General features: G+C 36.7%; 16 protein-coding genes and 1 pseudogene. 10 read left to right on the top strand and 7 right to left on the bottom strand.

Annotated features, from left to right (window positions below; all coding sequences use genetic code 11):
• The first annotated feature begins 4 nt into the window (after positions 1-4).
• Together ACFFHF_RS18835 and ACFFHF_RS18830 are read left to right on the top strand one after the other, a co-directional pair.
• Positions 5-454, top strand: a complete 450-nt coding sequence (locus tag ACFFHF_RS18835) for a MarR family winged helix-turn-helix transcriptional regulator (RefSeq protein ID WP_377058807.1) — start codon at positions 5-7, stop codon at positions 452-454.
• Between the two features lie 112 nt (positions 455-566).
• Positions 567-2,261 carry a M3 family oligoendopeptidase gene (locus ACFFHF_RS18830; protein ID WP_340903017.1) on the top strand — a complete coding sequence of 565 codons (1,695 nt, stop codon included), beginning with the start codon at positions 567-569 and terminating at the stop codon, positions 2,259-2,261.
• Between the two features lie 45 nt (positions 2,262-2,306).
• Here ACFFHF_RS18830 and ACFFHF_RS18825 read toward each other — a convergent pair whose 3' ends face one another.
• A complete protein-coding gene (locus ACFFHF_RS18825; protein ID WP_160548696.1) occupies positions 2,307-4,448 on the bottom strand; it encodes an ATP-dependent Clp protease ATP-binding subunit in 2,142 nt (713 codons plus the stop codon).
• A 210-nt stretch (positions 4,449-4,658) separates the two neighbouring features.
• Here ACFFHF_RS18825 and ACFFHF_RS18820 point away from each other — a divergent pair, with 210 nt between their 5' ends.
• On the top strand, positions 4,659-5,705 hold the full coding sequence (locus ACFFHF_RS18820) for a YkvI family membrane protein (protein ID WP_340903019.1): 1,047 nt from the start codon (positions 4,659-4,661) through the stop codon (positions 5,703-5,705).
• A gap of 23 nt (positions 5,706-5,728) precedes the next feature.
• Here the strand turns inward: ACFFHF_RS18820 and ACFFHF_RS18815 are convergent, their stop codons facing one another.
• From ACFFHF_RS18815 to ACFFHF_RS18805, 3 genes are all read right to left on the bottom strand, one after another.
• The gene (locus ACFFHF_RS18815; protein ID WP_160548697.1) at positions 5,729-6,385 is read right to left on the bottom strand and encodes a DUF8580 domain-containing lipoprotein; all 657 of its coding nucleotides are present in this window, start codon (positions 6,383-6,385) and stop codon (positions 5,729-5,731) included.
• Between the two features lie 78 nt (positions 6,386-6,463).
• Entirely contained in the window at positions 6,464-7,075 is a 612-nt protein-coding gene (locus tag ACFFHF_RS18810) for a CPBP family glutamic-type intramembrane protease (RefSeq protein ID WP_160548698.1), read from the bottom strand.
• A gap of 155 nt (positions 7,076-7,230) precedes the next feature.
• Positions 7,231-7,419: a YkvS family protein gene (locus ACFFHF_RS18805; RefSeq protein ID WP_066058257.1), complete on the bottom strand. Its 189-nt coding sequence runs from the start codon at positions 7,417-7,419 to the stop codon at positions 7,231-7,233.
• A gap of 213 nt (positions 7,420-7,632) precedes the next feature.
• On the opposite strand from ACFFHF_RS18805, the gene ykzS reads away from it, so the two are divergent.
• Positions 7,633-7,803, top strand: a complete 171-nt coding sequence (gene ykzS, locus ACFFHF_RS18800; protein ID WP_377058836.1) for a protein YkzS — start codon at positions 7,633-7,635, stop codon at positions 7,801-7,803.
• A 16-nt stretch (positions 7,804-7,819) separates the two neighbouring features.
• On the top strand, positions 7,820-8,551 hold the full coding sequence (locus tag ACFFHF_RS18795; RefSeq protein WP_160548700.1) for an SDR family oxidoreductase: 732 nt from the start codon (positions 7,820-7,822) through the stop codon (positions 8,549-8,551).
• Between the two features lie 29 nt (positions 8,552-8,580).
• Here ACFFHF_RS18795 and ACFFHF_RS18790 read toward each other — a convergent pair whose 3' ends face one another.
• Positions 8,581-8,964 carry a PilZ domain-containing protein gene (locus ACFFHF_RS18790; RefSeq protein WP_160548701.1) on the bottom strand — a complete coding sequence of 128 codons (384 nt, stop codon included), beginning with the start codon at positions 8,962-8,964 and terminating at the stop codon, positions 8,581-8,583.
• A gap of 467 nt (positions 8,965-9,431) precedes the next feature.
• Here ACFFHF_RS18790 and ACFFHF_RS18785 point away from each other — a divergent pair, with 467 nt between their 5' ends.
• Positions 9,432-9,695 carry a phosphocarrier protein HPr gene (locus ACFFHF_RS18785; RefSeq protein ID WP_160548702.1) on the top strand — a complete coding sequence of 88 codons (264 nt, stop codon included), beginning with the start codon at positions 9,432-9,434 and terminating at the stop codon, positions 9,693-9,695.
• A gap of 2 nt (positions 9,696-9,697) precedes the next feature.
• The gene (ptsP, locus tag ACFFHF_RS18780) at positions 9,698-11,413 is read left to right on the top strand and encodes a phosphoenolpyruvate--protein phosphotransferase (RefSeq protein WP_160548703.1); all 1,716 of its coding nucleotides are present in this window, start codon (positions 9,698-9,700) and stop codon (positions 11,411-11,413) included.
• A 24-nt stretch (positions 11,414-11,437) separates the two neighbouring features.
• Here ptsP and ACFFHF_RS18775 read toward each other — a convergent pair.
• Positions 11,438-12,114, bottom strand: a pseudogene (locus tag ACFFHF_RS18775) (GNAT family N-acetyltransferase).
• 135 nt (positions 12,115-12,249) lie between these two features.
• Between ACFFHF_RS18775 and ACFFHF_RS18770 the strand changes: the two are divergent.
• Together ACFFHF_RS18770 and ACFFHF_RS18765 are read left to right on the top strand one after the other, a co-directional pair.
• Positions 12,250-12,699, top strand: coding sequence for a hypothetical protein (locus ACFFHF_RS18770; RefSeq protein WP_160548704.1), 450 nt, complete (start codon positions 12,250-12,252; stop codon positions 12,697-12,699).
• 67 nt (positions 12,700-12,766) lie between these two features.
• Complete coding sequence (locus tag ACFFHF_RS18765; protein WP_160548705.1) at positions 12,767-13,642, top strand: NAD(P)-dependent oxidoreductase; 876 nt, start codon at positions 12,767-12,769, stop codon at positions 13,640-13,642.
• A gap of 38 nt (positions 13,643-13,680) precedes the next feature.
• Here ACFFHF_RS18765 and ACFFHF_RS18760 read toward each other — a convergent pair whose 3' ends face one another.
• Positions 13,681-14,835, bottom strand: coding sequence for an aminotransferase A (locus ACFFHF_RS18760; RefSeq protein ID WP_160548706.1), 1,155 nt, complete (start codon positions 14,833-14,835; stop codon positions 13,681-13,683).
• Positions 14,836-15,119: 284 nt separating this feature from the next.
• On the opposite strand from ACFFHF_RS18760, the gene ACFFHF_RS18755 reads away from it, so the two are divergent.
• On the top strand, positions 15,120-16,025 hold the full coding sequence (locus ACFFHF_RS18755) for a chemotaxis protein CheW (RefSeq protein WP_160548707.1): 906 nt from the start codon (positions 15,120-15,122) through the stop codon (positions 16,023-16,025).
• Positions 16,026-16,184 lie beyond the last annotated feature (159 nt).

Genomic DNA, 16,184 nt, shown 5'->3' with positions numbered 1-16,184 from the left:
AGGGATGAGAATCATGGAAGCTGAAATCAGTCAATCTTTAAAACTTTTTATTGTGCTATCTAGAGCATATCGGTCAGTCAATGAAAATGTAAATAAACTTATTCAAACATATGGACTTAATCCAACAGAGTTTGCTGTTCTTGAACTTTTATACCACAAAGGAGATCAGCCGTTACAACAAATAGGTGAAAAAATCCTCCTTGCGAGTGGAAGTATTACGTACGTGGTGGATAAATTAGAGCAAAAGTCTTTACTTGCTAGAGTCGCTTGTCCTAGTGATCGAAGAGTAACATATGCTCAAATCACTGAACAAGGGAAGAAATTTATCGAAGATATTTTTCCTGACCATGCCCAAAAAATACATGAATTAATGAAAGAGCTTACAGCTGATGAAAAAGATCAAGCAACAGAGCTCCTGAAGAAATTAGGATTATCTATAGAAAATAAGAAATAATAGTAAGCAAAGGCATCGACTGGGGTGCCTTGTTTTTTTTGTGCTTCTTTGTCGCCTGAGTTATAATAAAAGAGAGATTTTTTCGAAATTTTTAAACAAAGGGGGATTTACTTTGCAATTTGAACAGTATACATATGAGAGACCTAATTTTGAGGTTGTTGAAAAGAAATTTTTAGATGCATTAGAGGTTTTTTCAAAAGCAGCCTCTGCAAACGAGCAAAATGAGGCAATGAAAGAAATAAATAAAATACGTAATGATTTAGGCACGATGTTTAACCTCGTTTATATTCGCCATTCAATCGATACGAATGATGAGTTTTACAAGGCGGAACAAGATTATACGGATGAAATTCAACCAAGTGTTGAGGGATTAGTTACAAAGTATTACGAAGCGCTTGTAAATTCACCTTTTAAGCTCGAGCTAGAAGAAAAGTGGGGAAAACAGCTTTTTGCCTTAGCAGAAGCACAGCTAAAGGTTTTCTCTCCTGCAATCATTCCTTTGCTTCAACAAGAGAATAAACTTACGACGGAATATACAAAGCTACTTGCTGCTGCAAAAATTCCCTTCGAGGGAGAAGAACGGACATTAGCACAAATGGAACCGTTTACAGAATCGAAGGATCGAGGTATGAGAAAAAAGGCAAGTGAAGCTCGTTTTAATTATTTTTCAGAAAACGAAAGTGAGTTAGATCGTATTTATGACGACTTGGTCAAGGTACGTACAGAGATTTCTCAAAAACTTGGATATAAAAACTTTGTTGAACTAGCATATTACCGTATGTATCGTACCGACTATAACGCGGAAATGGTCGCAGGGTTTAGAAAACAAGTGGAAGATTATATTGTACCGATTGCTACAAAACTAAAGGAACGACAAAGACAAAGAATTGATGTTGATACTCTCAAGTATTATGACGAAAACTTCAAGTTTAAGTCAGGGAATGCGGTACCGAAGGGTGATCCTGAATGGATTATTCAAAATGGACAAAAGATGTATGATGAACTATCAAAGGAAACAGGCGAGTTCTTTCATTATATGGTAGAGAATCATTTAATGGACTTGGTGGCAAAGAAAGGAAAAGCTGGTGGCGGATATTGTACGTATATTGAAAACTACAAGTCTCCATTTATCTTTTCAAATTTTAATGGAACGTCAGGAGATATTGATGTTTTAACCCATGAGGCAGGGCATGCATTCCAGGTGTACTCAAGCAGTCATTTTGAAATTCCTGAATACAATTGGCCGACATATGAAGCAGCTGAAATTCATTCGATGAGTATGGAATTTTTCACATGGCCATGGATGGAGCTATTTTTTAAGGAAGATACGGATAAATATAAATTTGCTCATTTAAGCTCAGCCCTTTTATTCCTTCCATATGGGGTAAGTGTGGACGAATTCCAGCATTGGGTGTATGAAAACCCTACCGCTACACCAAAAGAAAGAAAGTTAGCTTGGCGTGAGATTGAAAAGAAATACATGCCTCACAAAGATTACGATGGTAATGAATACTTAGAGGGGGGCGGATTCTGGCAGCGTCAGGGGCATATTTATACGACTCCGTTCTATTATATTGATTACACTTTGGCACAAATTTGTGCATTCCAATTCTGGAAACGTTCTGGAGAGGATCATAAAAAAGCATGGAATGATTATCTACATCTCTGTACTTTAGGCGGTAGCATGCCTTTTACTGAGCTTGTAAAAGCAGCAAACTTAATTTCACCTTTTGAAGATGGTTGCGTACAATCTGTTGTAGGTGAAATTGAGGCTTGGTTAAACTCAATCGAAGATCAAAAGTTATAAGAAAAAGAGCGAAGCCAACATAATGTGGCTCCGCTCTTTCTATTTCTATGCTTTCTTAATAATAACCTTATCATCCTCTACAACCGCGATTAATTCTTTACAATCAGGATCGTTTATAATAAAGTCCGAAATTTGATCTTCAATTTGGTCTTGAATCACTCTTCTTAACGGACGTGCTCCGAAAGAAGGAGAGTAACCTAAGGTAGCAAGTTTTCTTTTCACTTCATCAGTTACTGTTACAGCCATCTGTTGCTCTTTAAGCATACTATTTAAGTCTTTAATCATAATATCAACAATTTGAAGTAAATCCTCTTCTTTTAATGATGAGAATTCGATAATGGCATCAAAACGATTGAGGAACTCAGGCTTAAAGTATGATCCTAATGTAGCTAATAAATTGCTTTCGAATTCGTGATGATCATTTCCAAAGCCAACCTTTACCGTCTTATGGCCGACACCTGCATTGGAAGTCATAATAATAACCGTATCTTTAAAACTGACTGTTCTGCCTTGGCTATCCGTTAATCTACCGTCTTCAAGGATTTGAAGGAACATATTTAGAACGTCTGGATGTGCTTTTTCAATCTCATCTAGCAAAATAATATTATAAGGATTTCGTCTGACTTGTTCCGTTAACTGTCCAGATTCCTCATGTCCCACATAACCAGGAGGAGAACCAATTAGTTTAGATACGCTGTGCTTTTCCATGTATTCACTCATATCTAAGCGAATCATAGAGTTTTTTGAACCAAATAGTTCTTCAGCTAATGACTTGGACAATTCTGTTTTTCCGACACCGGTTGGACCAACGAATAGGAAGGATCCAATAGGACGTTCTTTTGCTTTTAAACCAGCTCGACTTCGGCGAATAGCTTTAACTACTTTTTTCACAGCTTCCTGCTGTCCAATTACCTTATTTGATAAGTAACCTTCAAGTTTTTGTAGCTTTTCTTGTTCAGATTGCTCAAGTTTACCTACAGGAATTCTAGTTTTCTTTTCAATTAATTCATGGATATGCTCTACTTTTACCATTGGTCTATGATCAAGGTCTACTTGAGAAAACTGTTGCTCAAGTTCTTTTTCTTCTTCACGTAGCTTGGCAGCGAGCTCATATTTTTCTTCCTTTAAAACTTTTTCTTTTTCTATAGCGATTTCCTTCAAGCGATTTTCAATGCCTTCCTTATTAGAATAATTAGATATTAAGTTCAGCTTTGAACCGGCTTCATCAAGTAAATCAATCGCTTTATCAGGAAGAAATCGATCTTGAATGTATCGATGGGATAAATTCACACATGCTACGATTGCCTCGTCTGTAAATACTACCTCATGATAGTCCTCGTATTTCCTTTTTAAACCTTTAAGGATTTCAATCGCCTCGGATATTGTTGGTTCTTGTACTTGAACCGGTTGGAAACGTCTTTCAAGAGCGGCGTCCTTCTCAATTTTTCTATACTCTTTTAAAGTTGTTGCGCCAATAAGTTGAAGTTCGCCACGTGCTAATGCTGGCTTTAATATATTCCCAGCGTCCATCGAGCCTTCTGCACTCCCGGCACCAACTAACTGATGAATTTCGTCAATAAATAGGATAATATTTTTCTTTTGCTGAAGCTCAAGGATTATTTCTTTCATTCTCTCTTCAAATTGGCCACGGATACCTGTGTTTGATACTAAAGAAGCTACATCCAAAAGGTAAACTTGGCTGTTTTTAAGTTTGTTTGGAACATTTCCTTCAGCAATCTTAACTGCCAGGTGCTCTGCAATGGCTGTTTTACCAACACCAGGTTCACCTATTAAGACAGGATTATTTTTATTTCTTCTATTTAAGATTTCAATGACACGGTTAACCTCTTCTTCACGGCCAATCACTGGATCAATTAAACCAGCCTGTGCCATTGTCGTTAAGTTTCGTCCGAATTGATCAATGAAGCCCCCGTTCCCAGTGTTTTTCTGTGGAGTCTCCATATTTCTTTGTGGTTTGCCTTTTTGATTCATATTCATAGGTTGAAAGAATGATTCGAAAGGGGGGAAAGGTTGAAAACCAGATAGGTTTGGTCCCAAAGTTGATAACATCTTGTCGCGCTCCTTCTGGAAGCAGCTTTGACAAAGATGTAGTTGATTTTCATTCCCATTAATCGTCATTCTTACAGCAATAGTTGCTTCTGTTATTTGACATGTTTGACAAAGCATACATTTCTCCTCCTATTTTTAAAGTTGACTTTGACTAACTTTGACCTTTTGTATTTTGATTATACTTTGACCTTTTTTGACTTTCAAGTATTTTGATTACATTTTTTTTGTAAGATTGTTCCAAGGATGGTTGATATTCTTTTCATCCTGAAAAAGCTCGTCATTGTTTGTCCTTCTTTTCATATAATTAAAAGGAAGGGGGGAGATGGGGTGAAAAAGAAGTGGGGGGCAGCGCTTCAGCTTGCTGCAGTTTACGTAGGAACTGTTGTAGGTGCTGGGTTTGCCACAGGAAAGGAAATCGTAGAGTTTTTCTCCCGATTTGGTTTTATTGGACTAATAGGGATTTTAATTAGTGGTTATATTTTTATCTTTTTAGGCTCTAAACTCATGCGGCTAGCAGCAAGAATGCGAGCTAAATCATATCAGGAGTTAAATACATTTTTGTTCGGCCCTTATTTAGGCGGGGCTATAAATATTTTAATGTTATTCATGTTACTCGGAGTGAGTGCTGTTATGTTAAGCGGTGCCGGTGCCGTTTTTCAGGAGCAGCTAGGTCTTTCGAGAAGTTTAGGAATCATGCTAACGATAGCTCTTTCTTTTATCGTCATGATTGTTGGAACCAAAGGTTTATTTGCCGTTAATACTTTTGTGGTACCGATGATGATTTGTTTTAGTTTTATGTTATTTTTGGTTACGATTCAGCAACCTCATTTTCTTGAACAGCTTTTGTTTATTCCTCCGGCTGACGATGGATGGAAGTCTGTTGTTAACCCGTTTTCCTATACGGCTTTTAATATTGGGCTTGCCCAAGCGGTGCTTGTCCCAGTTGCAGCAGAAATAGAAGATGAAGATACGGTAAAGTGGGGGGGAATTATTGGGGGTGCTGCGTTAACGCTTATTCTGCTTTCTAGTCATGCGACATTAATCATGCTCCCTAATTTAGAAATATACGAGATACCAATGGCTGCTATTATGAAAGATCTAGCTTATGGTTTTTATTGGATTTATGTACTGATTATTTATGGAGAGATTTTTACATCCGTTATTGGTAATGTATATGGTCTTGAGAAGCAACTCAATCATTACTTAAAACTTCCTAGCATTGTTTGGGTATGCATTATTTTTGTCATTTCATACTTAGGTAGTTTTGTAAATTATGGAACATTGCTTTCCTACCTATACCCGATATTTGGTTACGTCACGATCATATTTATTGTTCTTTTGTGGATGAAGCCTCTGGATTCCGTCAAAAAATAAGACTCGGAAAAAATCTCCGAGTCTTATTTGGCTTCGTTAACTATGGTTTCTGCCATTTTTATAAATGAGTCGCGATAATCTAAAGATTCTTTTGTGAAAGAGGTTAGTTTGATTACTCCTTCATTGTTTTTAACCAGGTAAGAAGTAATAACCTCTTCATTTATCCTAGCTTCATACACCTTACTATTTGCAAAAAACTCAAGCTCCGGTGGGTTGATTTCATTTACTTCAGAAGCTACAGCCTGTAACTGTTCGACCGCCGTCTGTTCAGTAGAATCCCAGTCCACATCCTTTGGTAAGAGTTCGACCCTCATAAAAATTTCACCATCATTTGAAAGCATGACTACGTCCTTATTTGGTTCTTCTGCTGTTAGTTCATAATCTGGAAGGATATACATTGAATATCCTTGATTATCACTATGTTTTAAAAATGCTGTTTGTTCTTTTGTTTCTCCATTTAGTGTATAGGTTAAATTATTTTCAAGAAGGCGAATCATTGTATCCGATGGATCCGTTTCTTCATTATTATCCTCTTGAAGCGAATCTTTTTCCGGTTCTACGTTTTCCTGTTGTGGGGATGTCCCATTTTTGGCTTCCTCTAGGCTGGTTTCTCCAGTTCCACAGGCTGTTAACACTGCAGCGAGTAAGCCAATGGTTATATACAAATTAATAAATTTCACTTACATATCCTCCTAATTGTTTATTTGAGAGTCTTATCATAATAGACGGAAGTGGTTTAGAAAGGTTACATAGCCAATCTAACTTAATGGAAGCAGGACTAACAAAAATAAATCAAATACAAGGTGTGAAACAATTAGTAAAGGAATGCTCCTCTTCCAAACGTAGAGGCTTGACCAAACTAGACCGGCAACAATTGAAGCGAGGATCAGGTGGCTTGACCCTGAGTATATGTTGACAGAAGTATATAATAAAGTTGATAGCAAAATACTCGGTAGGATTTTTAACCGTCCAATAAGTCGTTTTAAAATAAATCCTCGCCAGAAGATTTCTTCCCCAGGAATGATGATAAGAAATAAGACGATGTATTGCCATATTTGAGTAGGAGACATTTGTTTATAAAGCTTAGCAACCGATCCTTTTAACGGAAGATCAATGATATGTATGATGATATTACCTAGGTAAAATAAGCCAAATAAACTTACTCCTGATAACACACCATACGTCAAATAAATTTGAATGGGTTGCTGGTCATCCATTTCCTCTTGAAGAATGGTGTAAGTAATTAGAAACAGCATCGAAGCTGTGAATAGGTACCAAAACACATTTTTTTCTTGAAAAGTAATGAATAACAATACATGGGCAAGTAAAATACCGAAAATTATTCTTGCATCCAATTTTTTCTGAAGCATATTATGGCTCCTTTCCTAAAGCATGGTCTTACATTTATTGAAAAAAAGAAGAAACCTCTTACATAAGAGGTTTCCCACATTATAACCTATTTTTATTTTCGAGACAAAAAAGGATGCTACTAAACATGTAGAATGCGCTTCCAATTAGTTCGTTTCTAAAATGAAGATTCTTTAATAACCTTATAGTTTTTATGATTTACAACAGTTCTTTGGTCTAATTCAAGATCCCGATAATTGTCCATATAAGTAAGGTCTACAATTACTGAATTTTCGTTTACTTTTTCAACAATTCCCTGTAACCCGTCTCTAAATTCGATCACGTTCCCCACTTCAGCTCTTTTCAATGTCGCTCTCTCCTTTTCTTTCCAGATGACGATATTATAAACATTTTGCACTACTTTTTCCTGTACGTAAAGAATTTTTTGTAAATTTTAATAATTATTTATTATATTAATAGTTTTTAAGAGAATGTATAGTCGATTTTGAAACCCTTTATCTTTTATATATAATAAATCTATAAGGGGGGATTGTATTTGGAAAAAGATTTGATTTTAGAAATGATTGAAAAATTAAGAAGTGGACAAATAAATGAGTGGAATGTAAATAAAGAAGTATTCCTAGATGTAAGGGCTGTGATTGTAACTTTGGAAGATTTTAAACATTTCAGAGGGATTGCCCAAAGAAGTGGGGGTGTGATTTATCAGTACTTACAAGAACCTAGAAGCTAGGGAAAGGTGGACAAATATGTATAATGAAAAAATCGTAATTATTACAGGTGGTGCCAGTGGGATTGGTGCAGGAATTGTTCGTGCTTTTTATGAAGCTGGTGCAAAGGTAGTTATTGCTGATTACAATACAGAAAATGGTAAGCAAGCAGAGAAGAAATATAATTGTGAGAGGGTAAGTTTTTTTGAAACTGATGTTTCAGACGAGCAATCAGTTGTTTCTTTGGTTACTTTTGTAATGGAGAGATACGGTCGAGTCGATATTCTGATTAATAATGCAGGTATTTCCTCTTTTTCAAATTTCTACGAAATGACCGTGGAACAGTGGGATAGAGTAATAAATACCAATTTAAAGGGTGTTTTCCTCTGTTCGAGGGAGGTTGCCAAGGTGATTGAAGAAGGAGGATCGATCGTTAATATCTCTTCAACTAGGGCCAATATGTCCGAACCACATTCGGAAGCATATGCAGCATCAAAAGGTGGAATTGTAGCATTGACCCATGCATTAGCAGCTACATTATCTGAAAAGAAAGTGAGAGTCAATTGTATAAGTCCAGGTTGGATAGAAACGAATCATTACGATGAGCTTCGTGAAATCGACCATTCACAGCATTTTTCTAAAAGGGTTGGTAAGCCAAGTGACATTGCGCGAGGATGTATATTCTTATGTGACCCGAATAATGATTTCATTACTGGTATAAATATGACCATTGATGGAGGAATGACGAAAAAGATGATTTACGAGGAGTAAGTAAAAAGCTACCAAAGTTAGGTAGCTTTCTAGTCTTGATTTTTTGATTCATTGTGAACCATTTTTGTATAAATTTTAAGGACGTTGACGATTTCTTTTTTGGTTTCCTTATCATCTAAACCAGTAAATCCGTATACCCACATTTTGCCTTCGGTCTTTTTCCATTTTGGCTTTCCAAGCACATTAATGAATCGGTCAGCTAATAAAAATGAAATCTCTAGCAAAAAATCATTTTGTTCAATGGGTAAATTAATCGGTGATCTGAATTTGATCCCATTTGGGCTAATATCTACTATATAAGCAATTGCGGATTTAACATCCCCTTGCTTTCCATTTATGCTTACAATTTTAAATGTTCCATGAATAGGCTGTTGAAATTGAAATCTAAAGGCCTCTTGTCTTTTATAAATCACGTTTATCACCTTGTAAGAAAATGTAACAAATAACTGATTACTAAAATCATACATTTACCATTTATTGATTACAAGTATTTTATTTCCACGATTTTTATCAAACACCCACTTTATTGGATAATATTTACCATTCTAACTCATGTTGGAAAATTTGAATATTATGAGTAAAAATGTAAGCGGTTAAATAAAAAAACTGTGAAATTTCCTCTACAATTGTGGCTTTTTCATTGTATACACGCTAAGGAAATGCTATTCTTTTTTTTGAGATGTCGATTGTCTGATAACCCTAAGAACTTTAGTCGGCGTTAACTATCTATATTTAATGAATAAAAACGACAGTGGAAAAAATACTAAAGTATGCTGTATATTTTTCAATGTCGGATTGAATAGGTAAAGTGAAGGAATTAGACAATTAACGAGAAACATCTTAGCAAATATATGTATAGGAAAAAGGAGTTTGATTAACCATGGCAGAAAAACAATTTAAAATTATAGCTGAAACAGGAATTCACGCTCGTCCTGCAACATTATTAGTACAAGCAGCTAGCAAGTTCGATGCTGATATTAACCTTGAGTACAAAGGGAAAAAAGTAAACCTTAAGTCAATCATGGGTGTTATGTCTCTAGGAGTTGGACAAGGAGCTGACATTACTATTTCTGCAGTAGGTGGAGATGAGCAAGAAGCACTAGCTAGTCTTGAAGAAACTTTGAAAAAAGAAGGTTTAGCATAAAAATGAACTTTTTAAATGGAATTGCTGCATCTAGCGGAATAGCAATCGCAAAAGCATACCGTTTGGTAGAACCTGATTTAACCTTTACAAAAAAGTCAATCGACAACGATACAGTTGAAATTGATCGTTTCCGTGCGGCACTTGATCAATCAAAGGTTGAACTTGAAGGTATTAGAGAAAAGGCAAAAGTAGAATTAGGTGCTGATAAGGCAGCTATTTTTGAAGCGCATTTGCTCGTACTAAGTGATCCAGAGCTTGTTTCTCCAATTGAAGATAAAATTAAAACAGATAAAGTAAATGCTGAATTTGCTTTAAAAGAAACAGCGGATATGTTTGTAGCGATGTTTGAGTCAATGGACAATGAATACATGAAGGAAAGAGCTGCTGATATTCGCGACGTAACAAAGCGCGTTCTTTCTCATTTACTAGGTGTACAACTTGTTAACCCTAGTATGATTTCAGAAGAAGTTATTATCGTTGCTGAAGATCTTACACCATCAGATACTGCACAGCTAAACCGTCAATTTGTGAAAGGCTTTACAACTGACATCGGAGGTAGAACTTCTCACTCTGCAATTATGGCCCGCTCTATGGAAATTCCTGCAGTTGTAGGTACTAAAACTGCAACAGAAGAAATCCAAAACGGCGATCTTGTAATTGTAGATGGATTAAATGGACAAGTCTATATTAATCCGACTGCTGAGGAAGTTGAACGTTTCAAGTCTGAGCACGCTGCTTTTGAAGCACAAAAAGCTGAGTGGGCAAAGCTTGTTAACGAGCAAACGGTTACTTCTGATGGTCACCATGTGGAGCTTGCTGCAAATATTGGAACACCTAAAGATCTTAAAGGTGTTATTAACAATGGTGGCGAAGGTGTGGGACTTTACCGTACTGAATTCCTTTACATGGGTCGTGACCAACTTCCAACTGAAGAAGAGCAGTTTGAATCGTACAAAGCTGTTCTAGAAGGAATGGATGGAAAGCCAGTTGTTGTTCGTACATTAGACATTGGTGGAGACAAAGAGCTTCCTTACTTAAACTTACCGAAGGAAATGAATCCATTCTTAGGATTCCGTGCGATCCGTTTATGTCTTGAAGAGCAAGACATGTTCCGTACGCAACTTCGCGCACTTCTTCGTGCAAGTGTATATGGAAACCTAAAAATTATGTTCCCAATGATTGCAACACTTTCTGAATTCCGTCAAGGAAAAGCCATTCTTGAAGAAGAACGTCAAAAGCTTCAAGCTGAAGGAGTAGCTGTTTCTGAGAAAATTGAACTTGGAATCATGGTAGAAATCCCTTCTACTGCTGTTATTGCAGATCAATTTGCTAAGGAAGTTGATTTCTTCAGTATTGGAACAAATGACTTAATTCAATACACAATGGCTGCAGACCGTATGAACGAGAGAGTATCTTACTTGTATCAGCCATACAATCCAGCTATTTTACGCTTAGTAAAAATGGTTATTGACGCTGCACACAAAGAAGGCAAGTGGGCTGGAATGTGTGGAGAAATGGCGGGCGACGAGCAAGCGATCCCTGTTCTTCTCGGGTTAGGTTTAGATGAGTTCTCTATGAGTGCAACATCTATCCTAAAAGCACGTTCTCAAATCCGTAACCTGTCAAAATCAGATATGGAAACATTAGCTTCAGAAGTGCTTCAAATGAGCACGACGGAAGAAGTGTTAGAAGCAGTAGCGAAAGCAACTCAACGCTAAAAAAAGAGACCCAACTGATTCATATCAGTTGGGTCTTTTTGATAAGAAAGGATTGTTCCATTCCATCAGAAGTCCGTAATTCAACGAATGTTCATCCTCTAAATAATCCTTTACAGCTACGACAGGTGTTCTTCCACATCTCAATAAAAAGGTGATAACAGGGTCCTGTAATTCTCCTATTATCAACTTCTCAACATATTCCTCTACCGAAAGTTGATCCGCATGCTTATGATACCCGGGCATCCGTCCTCCTCCTAGCAATCGCTCGAGCTTAAGTTGAACCACTGTTTCATACATGGACTGCATAAGCCATTTTCCTAACCCTAGTTTTCGATAAGAGGGTGAAATGCAGATATCGACTATGTCAAGGAATTACCACTTTCAGCATGGTTAGTAATGTATCCATTATCAGTTGCTTCCTCCCAAGTATGGCTTGGATGGTTTTTATCAAAATTGGTAATCAATCCTGTGATCGAACCGCATATCACACCTTCTACTTCTACACATAATGCTCCTTCAGGAAACAGTTCGACATGATTGGTTAACTGCTCTTCATTCCACCAAAGCTCAGAAGGAAAGGGGGGAGGAAACGCCTCCTGTTGAATCCGAATTAATTCTTGAAAGTCGTCTTTTGTATACGTGCGAATAATTGCTTTGGTTGGTTTGGAGGAGTTAAAAACATACAGTTCTTTATAATACATAATATCTCTCCCTTCTTCCTTGATTGTAAAATGAATGGAGTTCTGCAGTCAAATAAGGATGAATTGTAAACTTTAATTATTACCCGTTTATATATTACCTTTCTAGGCAATGGTAGGTGATAAAGGAGGACGATCATGAAGAAAGCCATTTTCGTATTGTGTTGTTCACTTATTTTAGTAGGATGTGATGGAAGCCAAAAACAATCGTTTATTAATCATTATGCAGATGTATTACTTACAAAAAATAATGAACTTCAGTTTCGGTTTAAATTTGATGAACGATTATTTTCTAAAGAAGAAATGTACAAAGTAAAGGTCTTAATCGAAAATAAACAGTTGGCAAAAGCGTTAGGAACAACAGAAATATATTACGGTGACCAATATGTTCATGATGGAAAACTACTGCATTTAGGAAATCAGGAGGAAATTTATTTATCAATGGATCCTATCCCTTTACAAATTGACTTACATACATTTGTATTAGAAGAGATGATTCAGCAAAAAAATGCAGTCAAGGTACAGATTTTTAATGAAGAGGATATGATCGTTTCAGGGTATGTCCAGAACTTTCAAACTCAGCTATAGTCATTTCTTTGATCAAATTGGTAATAAGTGATAAAATACTACTTATTTCTAACGGGGAGAAGTGAGTATGGAACTGAAGGCAAATAGCACAATCGGATTTATTGGTTTAGGTGTCATGGGGAAAAGTATGGCGAGAAATCTAGTAAAAGCAGGTTACGAGGTTGTTGCCTATACCCGTACAAAAGAAAAAGCGCTAGATATTTTAGATGATAATGTAGTTTGGATTGAATCACCAGAAGCTATGACTAAAAAGGCTGATATTATCATAACAATGGTGGGTTATCCATCAGATGTTGAACAAATATATCTCGGAGAAAAAGGAATTGTACATACAGCGAGACCCGGTTCTTTCTTAATAGATATGACGACCTCCACACCTACATTAGCTAAAAAAATAAATAACGAGTCTAAGAAAAAGGGAATCTATGCTGTAGACGCTCCTGTATCAGGTGGAGATATTGGTGCGAGAGAAGGCAAGCTTTCCATAATGGTTGGAGGAGATCAAGAGGTTTTTGAAGCATTAAACCCTATTTTTCAGGTGTTAGGAAGTAATATCGTGTATCAAGGAAGTGCTGGAGCTGGTCAGCATACTAAAATGTGTAATCAGATTGCGATTGCATCTAATATGCTAGGTGTTTGTGAGGCAGTGGTATACGCGGAAAAGGCTGGGCTTGACCCGACAACGGTACTTAAAAGTATTTCATCTGGAGCAGCAGGAAGCTGGTCTCTTTCAAATCTTGCACCAAGAATTATAGAAGGGGATTTTTCTCCAGGGTTTTATATCAAACACTTTATTAAAGATATGACCATTGCATTAAGTGAAGCGGAACAAATGGGAATGATGACTCCTGGTTTATCTCTTGCCAAATCGCTATACGAAAAATTAGCGGAACAAGGCGAGGAAAATAGTGGCACACAGGCTCTATATAAAAACTGGAAATAAATGAGACCCAAGCTTGAATTAGAGCTTGGGTTTCACTTTTATGACTGATGATCCTTTAAAAATGCCTCGAGCCTATTCAATGCCTCAGTAAGTACATCCATTGAGTAAGCAAATGAGATTCGTATATAGCCCTCACCAAGGGGTGAAAATGCGCTTCCGGGTACGACAGCTACGCCTCGTTCTCGAACTAATTGTAGGGCAAAGTCAAACGAATTGGTAAACGGTTCTGGAAGCTTCACAAAGAAATAAAAGGCTCCATCTGGTTTCACAACTGACAAATCCATGGTGGTTAATCTCTCAAATACATATTCTCTTCGTTCCATATAGGATTGTTTCATCTCAACAGCATCATTTATGCCCGCAGTAAGTGCCTCTAGTGCAGCCATTTGAGAAACAGAGGAAGCACAAGAGACATTATATTGATGTACTTTTAAAATATGTTCAGTTATAGAACTAGGAGCAAAAAGCATACCGATTCTCCAACCGGTCATCGAATGTGATTTTGAAAGACCATTGATAACGATCGTTTTTTCTTTTAAAATCGTGCCAATTGAGAAATGTTTATGGTCAAATACTAATTCACTGTAGATTTCGTCTGCTAATACAAAGATTTCTTTGTCTTTTAGTAATTCTGCAATAGCGCTTAATTCTTCCTTAGTTAAGCTCACTCCAGTAGGGTTAGACGGATAAGGTAAGACGATACAACGAGTTTTATCTGTTATGTAGTTATTAATAATGTCCGCGGTCATTCGAAAGTTGTTTTCTCTTGTATCCGCATATACAGGCCGAGCTCCGCATAATTTGATAATTGGTTCATAGCCAGGATATACGGGTCCTGGTAAAATAACCTCCACGCCTTCTTCTAAAATGGTCCGAAACGTAATATCTATCGCTTCGCTAGCTCCCGAGGTAATAATAATTTCATCGTTCGGATTGTAAGATAAATCGTATTTAGTTTGAACAAATTGGGCAGCTGCTGTTCGCAGTTCTATGTATCCAGCATTATGAGTATATGTAGTGAAATTTTCATCAATTGCTTTTTTTCCTGCTTCTTTCACATGCTCTGGGGTTGGGAAGTCTGGTTGGCCAAGCGTAAGCGAAATCATATCCTTTGTACCTGCAACCATATTAAAAAACTTACGAATTCCTGATATTTCAATGTTTTTTACTTTTGAATTAATCAAATGTTCCAAGTGATCACTCTCCTATGGGTTTATTTTATCATGTGAAGGAAGAAGAGTGAAAAATTCCTCTGAATTTTCATATTAATACGTGAATATTTTGTAGACTTCATTCAGCATGACTATCATCATAAAAATCAAATAGACGTGTTACTTTCATAGTATGCTAGTTGTCTAAAGATGGTAGAAAAGTAACATATTTTATATGAAAGTTAACTGTTAATTAGACCGTTTCGTGGTATAGTATTTGTATGCTAACACAGATATAATGCTAGCCAAAAGGGGTCGAACCGTTAATGGATAATAAAAAGGGAATTTTATTAGAAAGTGGAACAAATGAACTAGAAATTGTTGAATTTAGTATTGGCAAAAATAAATTTGGGATTAATGTGATTAAAGTGAAAGAAATAATAAATGCCGTTCAAGTTACCCAAGTACCTCATTCCCATCCCCATGTAGAAGGAATCATTGAGCTAAGAGGGGAAGTATTACCAGTAGTGAATGTGGCTAATGCATTAGGTTTCCCTCCTTCACAATCTCCCGAACAGGATAAGTTTATTGTTGCTGAATTTAACAAACAAAAAATTGTCTTTCATGTTCATACTGTTACACAAATTCACCGTATTTCTTGGGACCAAATTGAAAAGCCTTCAGAAATGTATCAAGGTCCTGAGAGTCAAATAATTGGAGTTGTAAAGCTTCATGGTGAAATGATCTTACTACTTGATTTTGAAAAGATTGTAGTTGAAATTAACCCAGAAACAGGGATTAACGTACAACAAGTTAAAAAGCTTGGTCAAAGAGAGAGATCAACAAAGAAATTGGTAGTTGCAGAGGATTCACCACTATTAAGAAAGCTTCTTCATGACACACTAAATGAAGCAGGGTTTACCAATATTGAGTTTTTTGAAAATGGAAAAGATGCCCTTCAATATTTAGAAGCCATCACTTCTCAAGGGAAAAGCATAACAGATGAAGTTCAACTCGTTATCACAGATATTGAAATGCCACAAATGGATGGACATCATTTTACAAGAAGAATAAAAGAAAATAGTCAAACGGCTAAATTGCCAGTTATTATCTTTTCTTCGTTAATTACCGATGATCTTCGTCATAAAGGGCAAATGGTTGGTGCAAACGCACAGGTTAGTAAACCTGAAATAGCTGAATTAGTTCAATTGATTGACAAGCATATTCTATAATGACAAAAGGGTGTTCCTAAGTTTAGGGACACCCTTTTGTGCGTGTGGCAGCACGCTTCGCTATAGGGTGAAAGTCCCGAATACAACCGCCGTTCAGTCGGGAAGTATTAGCTGACAGACAGTGCGAAGTCCGTGAGGATTCGTGCGGAGGGTCTGAAG

This window comes from Robertmurraya beringensis (genome assembly GCF_042433785.1).
GTDB classification, from domain to species: domain Bacteria; phylum Bacillota; class Bacilli; order Bacillales; family Cytobacillaceae; genus Robertmurraya_A; species Robertmurraya_A beringensis.
Note: the sequence above shows the minus strand (reverse complement) of the source record. Positions and strands in the feature narration are given on the sequence as shown.

Coding starts and splice junctions, on each gene's coding strand:
- ptsP (WP_160548703.1), top strand. CDS start 9,698: ATGAACTTTTTAAATGGAATTGCTGCATCTAGCGGAATAGCAATCGCA.
- ACFFHF_RS18825 (WP_160548696.1), bottom strand. CDS start 4,448: ATGCTTTGTCAAACATGTCAAATAACAGAAGCAACTATTGCTGTAAGA.
- ACFFHF_RS18770 (WP_160548704.1), top strand. CDS start 12,250: ATGAAGAAAGCCATTTTCGTATTGTGTTGTTCACTTATTTTAGTAGGA.
- ykzS (WP_377058836.1), top strand. CDS start 7,633: ATGATTGAAAAATTAAGAAGTGGACAAATAAATGAGTGGAATGTAAAT.
- ACFFHF_RS18795 (WP_160548700.1), top strand. CDS start 7,820: ATGTATAATGAAAAAATCGTAATTATTACAGGTGGTGCCAGTGGGATT.
- ACFFHF_RS18785 (WP_160548702.1), top strand. CDS start 9,432: ATGGCAGAAAAACAATTTAAAATTATAGCTGAAACAGGAATTCACGCT.
- ACFFHF_RS18835 (WP_377058807.1), top strand. CDS start 5: ATGAGAATCATGGAAGCTGAAATCAGTCAATCTTTAAAACTTTTTATT.
- ACFFHF_RS18755 (WP_160548707.1), top strand. CDS start 15,120: ATGGATAATAAAAAGGGAATTTTATTAGAAAGTGGAACAAATGAACTA.
- ACFFHF_RS18810 (WP_160548698.1), bottom strand. CDS start 7,075: ATGCTTCAGAAAAAATTGGATGCAAGAATAATTTTCGGTATTTTACTT.
- ACFFHF_RS18765 (WP_160548705.1), top strand. CDS start 12,767: ATGGAACTGAAGGCAAATAGCACAATCGGATTTATTGGTTTAGGTGTC.